The organism is Mycolicibacterium aubagnense (assembly GCF_010730955.1).
GTDB lineage: Bacteria > Actinomycetota > Actinomycetes > Mycobacteriales > Mycobacteriaceae > Mycobacterium > Mycobacterium aubagnense.
The window spans coordinates 5,584,692-5,597,688 of sequence record NZ_AP022577.1 but is presented as its reverse complement, the minus strand read 5'-3'; the positions used below and the strand labels follow the sequence as shown (position 1 = coordinate 5,597,688).

The 12,997-nt window shown below is 67.2% G+C and carries 11 protein-coding genes and 2 tRNA genes; 6 read left to right on the top strand and 7 right to left on the bottom strand.

Annotation, left to right across the window (positions count from 1 at the left end; genetic code table 11):
• Nucleotides 1–37: 37 nt before the first annotated feature.
• Both G6N59_RS26735 and G6N59_RS26730 read right to left on the bottom strand, forming a co-directional pair.
• Nucleotides 38–1,150, bottom strand: coding sequence for a cystathionine gamma-lyase (locus G6N59_RS26735; protein WP_138229921.1), 1,113 nt, complete (start codon nucleotides 1,148–1,150; stop codon nucleotides 38–40).
• Between the two features lie 3 nt (nucleotides 1,151–1,153).
• Entirely contained in the window at nucleotides 1,154–2,152 is a 999-nt protein-coding gene (locus tag G6N59_RS26730; RefSeq protein ID WP_234884171.1) for an NAD(P)H-dependent glycerol-3-phosphate dehydrogenase, read from the bottom strand.
• Between the two features lie 44 nt (nucleotides 2,153–2,196).
• Between G6N59_RS26730 and cofC the strand changes: the two genes are divergently transcribed.
• The 3 genes from cofC to mutT1 all read left to right on the top strand — a co-directional run bounded on the left by cofC (nucleotide 2,197) and on the right by mutT1 (nucleotide 6,124).
• A complete protein-coding gene (gene cofC / locus G6N59_RS26725) occupies nucleotides 2,197–2,862 on the top strand; it encodes a 2-phospho-L-lactate guanylyltransferase (RefSeq protein WP_170212378.1) in 666 nt (221 codons plus the stop codon).
• A 77-nt stretch (nucleotides 2,863–2,939) separates the two neighbouring features.
• The gene (locus G6N59_RS26720; protein ID WP_407665787.1) at nucleotides 2,940–5,132 is read left to right on the top strand and encodes an RNA degradosome polyphosphate kinase; all 2,193 of its coding nucleotides are present in this window, start codon (nucleotides 2,940–2,942) and stop codon (nucleotides 5,130–5,132) included.
• Between the two features lie 62 nt (nucleotides 5,133–5,194).
• Nucleotides 5,195–6,124, top strand: a complete 930-nt coding sequence (mutT1, locus tag G6N59_RS26715; protein ID WP_138229918.1) for an 8-oxo-(d)GTP phosphatase MutT1 — start codon at nucleotides 5,195–5,197, stop codon at nucleotides 6,122–6,124.
• Between the two features lie 93 nt (nucleotides 6,125–6,217).
• On the opposite strand, the gene G6N59_RS26710 is transcribed toward mutT1, so the two are convergent.
• From G6N59_RS26710 to leuC, 3 genes are all read right to left on the bottom strand, one after another.
• Nucleotides 6,218–6,889 (bottom strand): HU family DNA-binding protein, encoded by a 672-nt coding sequence (locus G6N59_RS26710; protein WP_138229917.1) that lies wholly within the window; start codon nucleotides 6,887–6,889, stop codon nucleotides 6,218–6,220.
• 248 nt (nucleotides 6,890–7,137) lie between these two features.
• A complete protein-coding gene (gene leuD, locus G6N59_RS26705) occupies nucleotides 7,138–7,731 on the bottom strand; it encodes a 3-isopropylmalate dehydratase small subunit (RefSeq protein WP_138229916.1) in 594 nt (197 codons plus the stop codon).
• Nucleotides 7,732–7,743: 12 nt separating this feature from the next.
• Nucleotides 7,744–9,180: a 3-isopropylmalate dehydratase large subunit gene (gene leuC / locus G6N59_RS26700; protein WP_138229915.1), complete on the bottom strand. Its 1,437-nt coding sequence runs from the start codon at nucleotides 9,178–9,180 to the stop codon at nucleotides 7,744–7,746.
• A gap of 75 nt (nucleotides 9,181–9,255) precedes the next feature.
• On the opposite strand from leuC, the gene G6N59_RS26695 reads away from it, so the two are divergent.
• The 3 genes from G6N59_RS26695 to G6N59_RS26685 all read left to right on the top strand — a co-directional run bounded on the left by G6N59_RS26695 (nucleotide 9,256) and on the right by G6N59_RS26685 (nucleotide 12,622).
• The gene (locus tag G6N59_RS26695; RefSeq protein WP_138229914.1) at nucleotides 9,256–9,957 is read left to right on the top strand and encodes an IclR family transcriptional regulator; all 702 of its coding nucleotides are present in this window, start codon (nucleotides 9,256–9,258) and stop codon (nucleotides 9,955–9,957) included.
• Between the two features lie 118 nt (nucleotides 9,958–10,075).
• Nucleotides 10,076–11,389 carry a DUF1800 domain-containing protein gene (locus G6N59_RS26690; RefSeq protein ID WP_306789601.1) on the top strand — a complete coding sequence of 438 codons (1,314 nt, stop codon included), beginning with the start codon at nucleotides 10,076–10,078 and terminating at the stop codon, nucleotides 11,387–11,389.
• 18 nt (nucleotides 11,390–11,407) lie between these two features.
• The gene (locus G6N59_RS26685) at nucleotides 11,408–12,622 is read left to right on the top strand and encodes a DUF1501 domain-containing protein (RefSeq protein ID WP_138229913.1); all 1,215 of its coding nucleotides are present in this window, start codon (nucleotides 11,408–11,410) and stop codon (nucleotides 12,620–12,622) included.
• A 53-nt stretch (nucleotides 12,623–12,675) separates the two neighbouring features.
• Here G6N59_RS26685 and G6N59_RS26680 read toward each other — a convergent pair.
• Together G6N59_RS26680 and G6N59_RS26675 are read right to left on the bottom strand one after the other, a co-directional pair.
• Nucleotides 12,676–12,748: transfer RNA gene (locus tag G6N59_RS26680), tRNA-Glu, on the bottom strand.
• Nucleotides 12,749–12,808: 60 nt separating this feature from the next.
• Nucleotides 12,809–12,880, bottom strand: a tRNA-Gln gene (locus G6N59_RS26675).
• Nucleotides 12,881–12,997 lie beyond the last annotated feature (117 nt).

The window sequence follows — 12,997 nt, the reverse complement described above, 5'->3', positions numbered from 1 at the left end:
CCGGTGTCGCGGCGGTCACCATCGCGGGTGCGCTTGACTACCCGAGCGCACCCGTGATGTCGGCCAGGAGGTCGTCGGCGTCCTCGATGCCGAGCGATATCCGCGCGAACCCCGGCGGCACCGCGTCGCCCCAGCGTGCGCGCCGGTCGACCGAGGTGTGGATGCCACCGAAACTGGTGGCGGCGACCAGCAGCTGACTGCGGTTGACCAGGTCGTGCACGGCGGCGGCGTCCGCGAGCTCGATCGAGACCAGACCGCCGAAACGCCTCATCTGATCCCGGGCCACCGCGTGTGCGGGGTCGGTCGGCAGCCCGGGATAGCGGACGGCCCGGACGGCGGGATGGGCATCGAGCGCCATGGCGAGCGCGAGGGCGTTGCCGCACTGCCGCTCGAATCGCAGACCGGCGGTGCCCAGGCTGCGCAGGGCCAGCCAGGCCTCGAAGTGCCCGAGAATCGCGCCGGACAGCAGCCGCTCGCGCTCGATGGCGGCCATCAATTCCCGATGGCATCCGGCGACGTAGCCCGCCAGCAGATCGCTGTGCCCGGACAACCCCTTGGTCGCGCTGGCCACCACCAGATCGGCGCCGAGCGACAGTGGCTGCTGACCGAGCGGGGTCGCGGCGGTGTTGTCCACCACCAGGGTCGCGCCGCGGGACCGGCAGATCGTCGACAACCGGTGCAGGTCGACGACGTCCAACGTCGGGTTGACCGGAGATTCGGCGACCACGACGTCGGCTTGCGAGATGTGCTCGGCTACGTCACAGATGTCCGCCGCGCTCGCCTCGACGACGGTGACGCCGCGGCCGGCGAGATGCTCGGCCGCGTACCTACGTACCTGGTAATAGCCGTCGGCGGGGACCACCAGGGTGGTCCCGGGGGTCGCCAGCACCCGCAGCGCGGACGAAACGGCGGCCATCCCCGACGAGAATGTCAGCGCCGCGATGGCGCCTTCCAGTTCCGCCAGGGCCGATTCCAGTTGGCGCCAGGCTGGATTGGAGTTGCGGCCGTAGAAGTCCAGACCGTCGGATTCGTCGTCGGACAGGTGATAGGCCGCCACCGGAACCGGTGGCGGCGCCACCGGCTGTCCCGGAACCCGTTGCGATGCAGTCGCTTTGACGCTACGGGTGGAATCGCCGAGCTGGCCGTCCACCGGTCACTCCGGCTTGGTGCTGCGGCCGAGCAACAGCGCGAACGCCTGGTCCACCGATAACCCCTTGTGGCACACCCGGTTCACCGCGTCGGTCAGCGGCATCTCGACATCGTAGCTCTCGGCCAGCGCCAGCACCGACTGGCAGGACGTGACGCCCTCGGCGACCTTGCCGCCGGCCGCGGCCAGCGCCGACTCGATGGTGCCGCCGCGAGCCAGACGCTCACCGAACGTCCGGTTCCGGGACTGTGGCGACGTGCAGGTGGCGACCAGATCGCCGACGCCGGCCAGCCCGGCCAGCGTTACCCCCTTGGCGCCGAGGGCAATTCCCAATCGCATGATCTCGGCCAGGCCGCGGGTGATGATCGCGGCCGCGGTGTTCTCACCGAACCCGGCACCCGCCGCCATCCCGCAGGCCAGCGCGATGACGTTCTTGCAGGCGCCGCCGATCTCGGCGCCGATCACGTCGGCGTTGGTGTAGGGCCGGAAGTAGCCGGTCGCGAACGCGCGCTGCAAGGCCACCGCACGTCCCGAATCGGTGCACGCGATGAGGGTGGCGGCGGGCTGCTCGTCGACCACTTCGCTGGCCAGGTTGGGCCCGCTGAGCACGGCGACCCGGCTCGGATCGGCGCCCGTCACCTGGACGATGACCTGGCTCATGCGCAACAGGCTGTCGAGTTCGATGCCCTTGGCCACGCTGACCAACGTGCTGTCGGCACCGAGATATCCGGTCCAGTCACTCAGGTTGGTGCGCAGTGTCTGGGACGGCACCGCCAACAGCACGGTGCACGCACCCGTCAGCGCCTCGGCGGGGTCCGCGGTTGCCTTGATGGACGCCGGGAGCTCCCGGTCACCGAGATATTTCGAGTTCCGGTGGGTCTCGTTGATCTCGCGTGCCACCTCGGCGCTGCGCGCCCACAGCCTCACATTGCTGCCCGCATCCGCCAGGACTTTCGCCAGTGCCGTCCCCCACGCGCCGGCACCCATCACCGCTGCCTCCACCACGGCGTCAACACTAGCCCCGCCGGGGCTTTGGCAGTATGGCGGTCATGAGCGGCGACCCGAGTGCGGAGACGGCCGGCGGTGCCGCCGATATCGGGTTGATCATCGCGGTGAAAAGGCTGGCCGCGGCGAAGACCCGACTGGCCCCGGTTTTCGTCGGCGATCTGCGCGAGCGGGTGGTCCTGGCGATGCTCCTCGACACCATCACCGCCGCATTGGCGGTGCCGGCCGTGGGTTCCGTGACCGTCGTCACCCCGGATGCGGACGCCGCCGCCGCGGTACGCGAGCTCGGCGCCGATGTCCTGCTGGACCCCACGCCGGCCGGCCACCCCGATCCGCTGAACAACGCGCTCGCCGCCACGGAGCTGGCTTTGCGGGACCGGGTGACGAACATCGCGGTATTGCAGGGCGACCTGCCCGCGCTGCGCACGGCGGAACTGGCCGACGCCATCGCCGGGGCCAGTCGGCATGCCCGCAGTTTCATCGCTGACCGGCACCGCACCGGCACTGCGGCACTGTTCGCCTTCGGCGCCCCGCTCGGCCCGGAGTTCGGTGTCGATTCCGCACGGCGCCATGCCGATTCGGGTGCGGTGGAACTGTCGGGCGAATGGCCGGGACTGCGCTGCGACATCGACACCCCGGACGATCTGGAGACGGCGCGCGGGCTCGGCGTGGGTCCCGCGACGACCCGGATCGTCGGCGCCCTGCGGTGAGGGCAGACGCCCGGTCTGACGGTCCAGGATCACCAACCATGTGGCCCGCACCCTGCCGATAGGGAATGATCGTCTGGGTGAGCGAAGCCGACACCCGATCGATGCAGCCCGAGCTGACCTCAGTCAACGGCCCGCCTGCGCGGGCGGCTGTCGACTCCGAGCCGGAGCCGCTGCCCGCGGCCACCGCGGATCCGACTGACGGCGCGCTACCCGATGACCGCTACCTCAACCGTGAGCTGAGCTGGCTGGACTTCAACGCCCGGGTGTTGGCGCTCGCTGCCGACCGGTCGCTGCCGCTGTTGGAGCAGGCCAAGTTTCTGGCGATCTTCGCGTCGAATCTCGATGAGTTCTACATGGTTCGGGTCGCCGGGCTGAAGCGCCGTGACGAGACCGGCCTTTCGGTGCGGTCGGCGGACGGGTTGTCCCCGCGCGAGCAGTTGCGTCGGATCGGTGAACGCACCCAGCAGATCTCGTCCCGGCAGGCCGCGGTGTTCGGTGAATCGGTCCGTCCGGCGCTGGCCGAGCAGGGCATCACCATCGTGAACTGGAGCGAGCTCGACGAGAGCGAGCAGTCCAAGCTGTCCACGTATTTCCACGATCAGGTGTTCCCGGTGCTGACACCGCTGGCCGTTGACCCGGCGCACCCGTTCCCGTTCGTCAGCGGCCTGAGCATCAACCTCGCCATCACGGTGCGCAATCCCGAGGACGGCACCCAGCACTTCGCCCGAATCAAGGTGCCGGACAACGTCGATCGGTTCGTGGAGTTGCACGAGCCCGGCGCGACGGCCGACGGCGTCAAACCGCGGGTGCGGTTCCTGCCCATGGAGGAACTCATCTCCGCGTTCCTGCCGGTGCTGTTCCCGGGGCTGGAGATCGTCGAGCATCACGCATTCCGGATCACCCGCAACGCCGACTTCGAAGTCGAAGAGGACCGCGACGAGGACCTGCTGCAGGCACTGGAACGCGAACTGGCGCGCCGCCGGTTCGGCTCCCCGGTGCGTCTCGAAGTCGCCACCGACATGACCGAGAACATGCTCGACCTGCTCCTTCGCGAGCTGGACGTGCACCCGGGCGACGTCATCGAAGTTCCCGGGCTGCTGGACCTTTCGTCGTTGTGGCAGGTCTACGGCGTCGACCGGCCAGATCTGAAGGACCGGCCGTTCGTGCCGAGCACTCCCCCGGCGTTCGGCGAGCGGGAAACCCCGAAGAGCATCTTCGCGACGCTGCGAGACGGCGACGTCCTGGTGCACCACCCGTACGACTCGTTCTCCACCACGGTGCAACGCTTCATCGAGCAGGCCGCCGCCGATCCGAATGTGCTGGCCATCAAGCAGACGCTGTACCGGACCTCCGGTGATTCCCCGATCGTCAACGCGCTGATCGACGCCGCCGAGGCCGGCAAGCAGGTGGTGGCGCTGGTCGAGATCAAGGCCCGGTTCGACGAGCAGGCCAACATCAAGTGGGCCCGTGCGCTGGAGCAGGCGGGCGTGCATGTGGTGTACGGGCTCATCGGGCTCAAGACGCACTGCAAGACGGCGCTGGTGGTGCGACGTGAGGGCTCGACCATCCGACGTTACTGCCACATCGGCACCGGCAACTACAACCCGAAAACCGCGCGCCTGTACGAAGATGTGGGCCTACTCACCGCCGCACCCGAGATCGGCGCCGACCTCACCGACCTGTTCAACTCGCTGACCGGGTACTCGCGCAAGGTGTCCTACCGCAACCTGCTGGTCGCCCCGCACAGCGTGAGGCGCGGCATCATCGAGCGCATCGAGCGCGAAATCGAAGCCAAACGGGCCGGCGGCGACGGCCGCATCCGGATGAAGATGAACGCTCTGGTCGACGAACAGGTCATCGACGCGCTGTACCGGGCGTCGCAGGCCGGCGTCCGCGTCGAGGTGGTCGTGCGCGGCATCTGCGCGCTGCGTCCGGGTGTCGCGGGGTTCTCCGAGAACATCGTGGTGCGCTCGATTCTCGGCCGCTTCCTTGAGCATTCACGGATTATTCACTTCAACGCCATCAATGAATTCTGGATCGGCAGCGCCGACATGATGCATCGTAATCTCGACCGTCGCGTCGAGGTGATGGCACAGGTGAAGGATCCGAGGCTCACCGAGGAACTGAACGGGATGTTCGATTCGACGATGGATCCGGCCACCCGCTGCTGGGAGCTGGGTCCCGACGGGCACTGGACGGCGTTGCCACGGGAAGGCGAGAAGGTGCGGGATCACCAAGTGTCGATCATGGAGCGGCACCGGACACCCTAGTTTCGCCCGGCACGTCGCGCACCGCGAAAACCTGATCCCGACAACCACACCCAGGAGCACAGGTGCCGAACAAGACGGCGCACGACACCCCCGAGACGCCGGTGTTCGCGGCCGGGGCGGTGTTGTGGCGCCCCGGCGAATCCGGAGATCCGCTGATCGCCGTCGTCCACCGCCCGCGTTACGACGACTGGTCACTCCCCAAGGGCAAAGTGGATCCCGGTGAGACCGAACCGGTTACCGCCGTGCGCGAAATCCTGGAGGAGACCGGCTATGAGTCGGTACTGGGCCGGCGGCTGGCGTCCGTCAGCTATCCCCTGGAGTACGGCACCAAGAAGGTCCGCTACTGGGCGGCGCGCACGACCGGTGGTGGGTTCAGCCCCAACGCCGAGGTGGACAAGCTCGATTGGCTACCGGTTGCCGACGCCATGCTCCGGCTGCAGTACCCGCATGATCGAAAGGTACTGCGGCGCTTCATCCGTCGACCTGCCGACACCCACACGGTGCTGATCGTGCGGCACGCCACCGCGGGGCGCAAGGCCCGGTACAAGGGTGACGATCAGCTGCGACCGCTCGACATGAAGGGCCGGGCACAAGCGGAATCGCTTGTCGGCCAACTGCTCGCCTTCGGCGCCAGTGACATCTACGCGGCATCGCGGACCCGGTGCCACCAGACCATGGAACCGCTGGCACAGGAGCTCGGTGTCCAGATCCGGGACGAGCCGACGCTCACTGAAGAGGCCTATGCGGCCGACGCCGATGCGGCACGGAAACGGGTGCTGAAGATTGCCGCGAAAAGCAACGACGAAACAGTCCCCGTCATCTGTACGCAGGGCAAGGTGATCCCGGGCCTGATTTCGTGGTGGTGCGACCGCAGTGGTATCCGGCCGGACAAATCGCGTAATCGCAAGGGCAGCATGTGGGTGATGACGCTGCACGGTGACGCACTGATCGCCGCGGACCACATCGGCAGCCCATTACCGACAAAACTCTAGCGGCCAGCCCGTTCAGGCGGCCCCACCCCACACACAGACACGCCGTGGATCGCAGGATCCACGGCGTGTCCGAGTCGGACCTATCGGTAGGGCTTAGCGGCGACCCTTCTTGGCGGGCGCAGCCTTCTTAGCCGGAGCAGCCTTCTTGGCGGGCGCAGCCTTCTTGGCGGGCGCAGCCTTCTTGGCCGGAGCCGCAGCCTTCTTGGCGGGCGCAGCCTTCTTGGCCGGAGCCGCAGCCTTCTTGGCCGGAGCCGCAGCCTTCTTGGCCGGAGCCTTGGTGGCGGCGGCCTTCTTGGCCGGAGCGACCTTCTTCGCGGGAGCGGCCTTCTTGGCCGGTGCCGCGGCCTTCTTGGCCGGAGCCTTGGTGGCGGCGGCCTTCTTGGCCGGAGCGGCCTTCTTCGCGGGGGCAGCCTTCTTGGCGGCACCACGCTTGGCCGGAGCTGCGGTCGCGCCGCGCTTCACCGCGGGACCTTCAGCCGAAAGACGCTGCGCACCAGACACAACAGCCTTGAACTGCGCGCCCGGGCGGAACGCCGGAACCGACGTCGGCTTCACCTTGACGGTCTCACCGGTGCGCGGGTTGCGCGCGACGCGGGCAGCGCGGCGACGCTGCTCGAAGACGCCGAAGCCCGTGATGGTGACGCTCTCGCCCTTGTGCACGGCGCGGACGATGGTGTCCACGATGTGCTCGACGGCCGCGGTGGCCTGACGACGATCGGTGCCCAACTTCTCTGTCAGGGCATCGATGAGTTCTGCTTTGTTCATCCAAAACCTCCGATGTCAGTGGCCCTGGGTGGACCGACTAATGCACACGGTAAACCCAGTACCCGCCGATTTCCAAGAGCCACGCCCAGTTTCGGGCATAGCTATAGCGGATTTCGGCAATCCGGTTGGCCCACTTGAGAGGTGGTTGACAGGTATTTCGAACCTGCTGCGGGGGCAGGGATTCGAGCTGCGCCCGAGTGCCGAAACTGCTCCGCGGGCCGTCGGACGGCACCCGCGGAGCAGCTCGTTCAGGCCGGCAGGGTGCGGGGTTTGTAGCTCGGTCGACGCTGCTCGTATGCCTCGATTTCGTCGCGTTTCCGCAGCGTAAGGCCTATATCATCAAGTCCTTCGAGCAACCGCCACGCGGTGTAATCGTCAATCTTGAAGGGCAGCACGACCGTTCCCGCGGTCAAATTCCGATCTTGAAGATTCACAGTGATTTCCAGCCCCGGGTTCTGCTCGATGAGCTTCCAGAGCAGCTCGACATCGTCCTGCGCGACCTCCGCGGCGAGTAATCCGGCCTTTCCTGAATTGCCGCGAAAAATATCTGCGAAACGCGACGAGATGACGACCCGGAATCCGTAGTCCATCAACGCCCACACCGCATGCTCGCGTGAGGAGCCGGTGCCGAAGTCGGGACCGGCGACCAGAACCGAGCCCCGGTCGAACGGCGGGAGGTTGAGGATGAACGACGGATCGGTGCGCCACCCGGCGAACAGTCCGTCCTCGAAACCCGTTCGGGTGACCCGCTTCAGGTACACCGCGGGGATGATCTGGTCGGTGTCGACGTTCGACCGGCGCAGCGGAACGCCGATTCCGGTGTGGGTGCGGAAAGCTTCCATGATGATGTGCTCCTAGCTCAGAACTGGGCTCAAGTCAGCGGGTGAGGACAGGGTGCCGCGCACCGCGGTGGCGGCGGCGACGGCGGGTGACACCAGGTGGGTGCGACCGCCCTTGCCTTGACGGCCTTCGAAATTCCGGTTCGACGTGGACGCGCTGCGCTCGCCCGGAGCCAGCTGATCCGGGTTCATGCCCAGACACATCGAGCAGCCGGCCTGCCGCCACTGCGCGCCCGCGGCGGTGAAAACCTCACCCAGGCCCTCTGATTCGGCCTGTGCACGCACTGCCATCGACCCGGGCACCACCAGCATCCGCACTCCGTCGGCGATCTTGCGACCACGCAGTACATCGGCCACCACGCGCAGATCCTCGATCCGCCCGTTGGTGCAGGAACCGACGAACACCGTGTCCACCGCGATGTCCCGCATCGGCATATTGGCCTGAAGGTCCATGTAGGCCAAGGCTTTTTCGGCGGCCGATCGCTCGCTCTCATCGAACATCTGTTCTGGATCCGGAACATTCGCGGACAGCGGCACGCCCTGTCCGGGGTTGGTGCCCCAGGTGACGAACGGGCTCAAAGTCGCCGCGTCGATGTGGACCTCGGTGTCGAATTCGGCACCCTCGTCAGTACGTAACGCCGTCCAGGCTTCCACAGCCGCGTCCCAATCCGCGCCCTTCGGCGCGTGCGGCCGGCCCTTGAGGAACTCGAACGTCGTCTCGTCGGGAGCCACCATGCCGGCACGGGCGCCGGCTTCGATGCTCATGTTGCAGATCGTCATCCGGCCTTCCATCGACAGCGATTCGATGGCGCTGCCGCGGTATTCGATGACATGGCCCTGACCGCCGCCGGTGCCGATCTTGGCGATCACCGCCAGGATGATGTCCTTGGCGCTGACTCCCGGCGGCAGGACGCCATCGACGTTGACCGCCATGGTCTTGAATGGCTTGAGCGGCAGCGTCTGGGTGGCCAGCACATGCTCGACCTCGGACGTGCCGATGCCCATGGCGATGGCACCGAAGGCGCCGTGCGTCGACGTGTGGCTGTCACCACACACGACCGTCATGCCGGGCTGGGTCAGACCCAGCTGCGGGCCGATGATGTGCACAATGCCCTGCTGCGCGTCACCCATCGAATGCAGGCGGATGCCGAATTCCGCACAGTTGCGCCGCAGCGTCTCAACCTGAGTGCGCGACACGGGATCCGCGATCGGCTTGTCGATGTCGACGGTCGGGACGTTGTGATCCTCGGTGGCGATGGTGAGGTCCGGGCGGTGCACGGGCCGACCGGCCAGACGCAGGCCGTCGAATGCCTGCGGGCTGGTCACCTCGTGCACCAGATGCAGATCTATATAGATGAGATCGGGTTCGCGGGCAGCGCCTTCGCCGGCGCCCGCGACCACCACATGGTCCGTCCAGACCTTCTCCGCCATGGTGCGTGGCTTGTTCGTCATGACTGTGCAGTTCCTTCCGCGATACCCGGGGAGGCTGACCTACCGTCTCACGATGCGGAACGCTAGTATCTCCCTGTGAGACAGGATAGCGGCATCGGCGTCCTCGACAAAGCGGTGGGCGTGCTGCATTCAGTGGCCGAGTCCCCATGTGGACTGGCCGAACTGTGCGCCCGCACCGGGCTGCCCCGGGCCACCGCACACCGGCTGGCAGCAGGCCTCGAGGTCCACCGGCTTCTGGCCCGCGACAACGAAGGACGATGGCGGCTGGGCCCGGCCCTGACCGAACTGGCGGGGCAGGTCAACGACCCACTGCTCAGTGCGGCAGGCGCGGTGCTCCCCCGACTGCGCGAGATCACCGGCGAGAGCGTGCAGCTGTACCGCAGGGAAGGGCTGGCGCGGGTGTGCGTCATGGCGCTCGAACCGCCGTCCGGCCTACGCGACACGGTGCCCGTGGGCAGCCGGCTGCCCATGACCGCCGGGTCCGGCGCCAAAGTACTGCTGGCGTACAGCGATCCGGCCACCCAGCAGGCGGTGCTACCGACGGCGAAGTTCACCGATCGCGTGCTCGCCGAGGTCCGCCGGCGCGGCTGGGCACAGAGCGCGGCCGAGCGCGAACCCGGCGTCGCCAGCGTCTCGGCACCGGTGCGGGACAACCGCGGCGCGGTGATCGCGGCGGTGTCGGTGTCCGGGCCGATCGACCGGATGGGCCGCCGCCCCGGTGTCCGCTGGGCGAGCGATCTACTGGCTGCGGCCGAAGCGCTCACCCGCCGGCTGTGACCCAGCCCAGCAAACCTTTGAATCCGCTGCATACGGCGGCGACGACGGCACTGATCACCTAAGTTCTTAAGGGACCCCGCGGAGTCGGGTCGCCCCCTGCAGGAAAGTAGGTTTCATCGTGTCGCAGCCACCACAGTGGCTGGCAACCGCACGGATGCTGCGTCGCACGGGCTTCGGAACCACCGGAGCCCAGGTGGACGCTGTGGTCAATCAGAACTGGTCGACCTACCTGGACACCGTGCTGAACCTCGATCCGAACGCCGACCCCGGCGCGATCGCGACCCCGATGCCGAAATCCGCCATCCCGCAGTATCCGCCGTCAGGTGCGTCGGCCACCGAGATCGCCGCCTTCGGCCAGGAACTCGTGGCGCGCATGCAGGTGCTGTCCGGCTGGTGGTTGCGCCGCATGGCCGCAGTGCAACAGCCCATCCACGAGAAGCTGACCCTGTTGTGGCACAACCACTTTGCCACTTCCGCAGAGAAGGTCAACGCGGCTCAGCTGATGGGCGAGCAGAACGAGAAACTCCGCACCCTGGCGCTCGGTGACTTCCACACCCTGGCGTACGCCTTGCTCACGGACGGGGCCATGCTGCACTGGCTGGACGGTGACGTCAACACCGCCGCGGCGCCGAACGAGAACCTGTCCCGGGAGTTCATGGAGCTCTTCACCATGGGGCATGCCAACGGCTACACCGAGTTCGACGTCAAGGAAGGCGCCAAAGCACTCACCGGACGACACCTGCGGCCCGACGGCAGCACCGTCGTCTACCCCGAACACCACGACGAGTCGAGCAAGACCGTGCTCGGCGTGACGGGCAACCTCACCGACACCGACTTCTGCGACATCGTGCTGCGCCAGCCCAGCTCCGCCGCTTTCGTCGCCAGAACCCTGTGGCGCCTACTGGCTTCAGACCAACCGGCCGCCCCCGACACCGTGACCCGCCTGGTCGCCGCCTACGGCCCGAACCGGGATCTCAAGGCACTCACCAAAGCGGTGGTGCTCGATCCCGAATTCACCAAGGCCGCCGGCACAGTGGTCAACACGCCGGTGGAATGGCTGATGGGCATCGTCCGTTCGCTCGCGGTCCCTCTCGACGACGACCACGTGCTCGCCGACCTCGACCAGGTGCTCCGCGTGATGGGCCAGCGCCCGTTCTACCCGCCGGACGTCGGCGGCTGGCCCCGCGGGCAGCTCTGGCTGTCGACCAACAGTGCGGCAGCGCGAGTCTGGGCCGCGAACCGGCTGCTGGCCCTCAGCGATATCAGCGCGGTCGAGAAGATGTCATCCAGTGAACGGATCGACGGCGTGGGTTACCTGTTCGGCATCGGCGCCTGGTCGGATCGCTCGGCGGCCGCACTCAAACCCTTGGCCTCCGATCCACACCGGCTGGTGGCAGCGGCCGTCATCACTCCCGAGTACGTGACGTCCTGAGGAGGTCGCACAGCTCCCATGCCCGAGCTCAATCGCCGCAAGTTCTTGATCGCCAGCGCCGGGGTCGGCGCGGCCGGTCTGCTCGGCGGCGTCGCCGCCGTCACGCTGCCTGATCTGCTCCACGAAGCCCAGGACCGCCCACTGCAGGCCAATCAGGGCATCCTCGTGATCGTCACCCTCTACGGCGGCAATGACGGCCTCAACACCGTTATCCCATACGCGGACAACGCCTATCACGATGCCCGGCCCGAACTCGCCTACAAGCCGGAGGAAGTGCTGCGGCTCGACCCGGCATTCGGGCTCAATCCCGCATTGACCGGGATGTCGAAGCTATGGCAGTCCAACAAGCTCGCGATCGTGCGCGGGGTCGGCTACCCGAAGCCGGACCGCAGCCACTTCCGCTCCATGGACATCTGGCAGACGGCCAATCCCGTCGACGCGGTCACCAGCGGCTGGATCGGCCGCTGGCTGGACACCAGCGGTGACGACCCGATCCGGGCCGTGAACATCGGCACCGTGCTGCCGCCGCTGGCCGTCGGCCAAAAGCACGTCGCGGCATCGCTTTCCGACTTCGTGCCGGCCATCCCGCCCGACGTCGCACGGACGTTGGCCGAGCTCAGCGCCGACGACCCGAACGACACCACCGCCATGAGCCAGGTGTGCGAGTCCTACCGGTCCAGTCACTCCACCAACAGCCGCTTCGCCCCGGTGATCAACGGCCGCCTGCAGACCATCGGCCAGGCCGACAACCAGTTGGCCAGCGACCTCGAACTGGTGGCCCGCTGCATCCGGGCCGGCGTGCCCACGCAGGTGTACATGACGCAACTGCTGGGCTTCGATACCCACGCCGATGAGCGCGCCCCTCAGCAGGCGTTGCTCAAGACCCTCGACGATGCCCTGACGCCCTTCTTCCACAAACTCCAGGGCACGCCCTACGGCCGCAACGTCGTCGTCCTGATGTACTCCGAATTCGGGCGGCGCGTGGCCGCGAATGCCTCGCAGGGCACCGACCACGGCACGTCGGGCCCGGTGTTCATCGCAGGCACGCCCGTCAGGGGTGGCTTCTACGGAGACGCGCCAAGCCTGACCGACCTCACCGACGGCGACCTGAAGACGACCGTCGACTTCCGTGACGTTTATCACGAACTGCTCCATGGCACCCTCGGCGCGGATCCGGAGCCTTCGGTGGGCCGCGGACGGCGGGACATCGGATTCCTGGCCGGCGGCAAGTAATACCCCGGGGAAGACAAAACGCCGGACCTGTTGTCAGGTCCGGCGTTCGTACGTACCCCCGATGGGATTCGAACCCACGCTACCGCCGTGAGAGGGCGGCGTCCTAGGCCGCTAGACGACGGGGGCTAGAACTTCCGGAGCGATAGCTTAGCCCAGTCGCGCTGACTGACCTAATCGCTCCGGCAGCTGGGGTACCAGGACTCGAACCTAGAATGAGGGAATCAGAATCCCTAGTGTTGCCAATTACACCATACCCCATTTGATGCCCATCACCGCAGGTCACAGGCATCTTCGGACCGAACCGCTCAGCGGATGTTCGCCGCTTTTGCTTTCCGGGCCGACGAGCAGACTACCAAATAGTTGGCGCCGAAATAA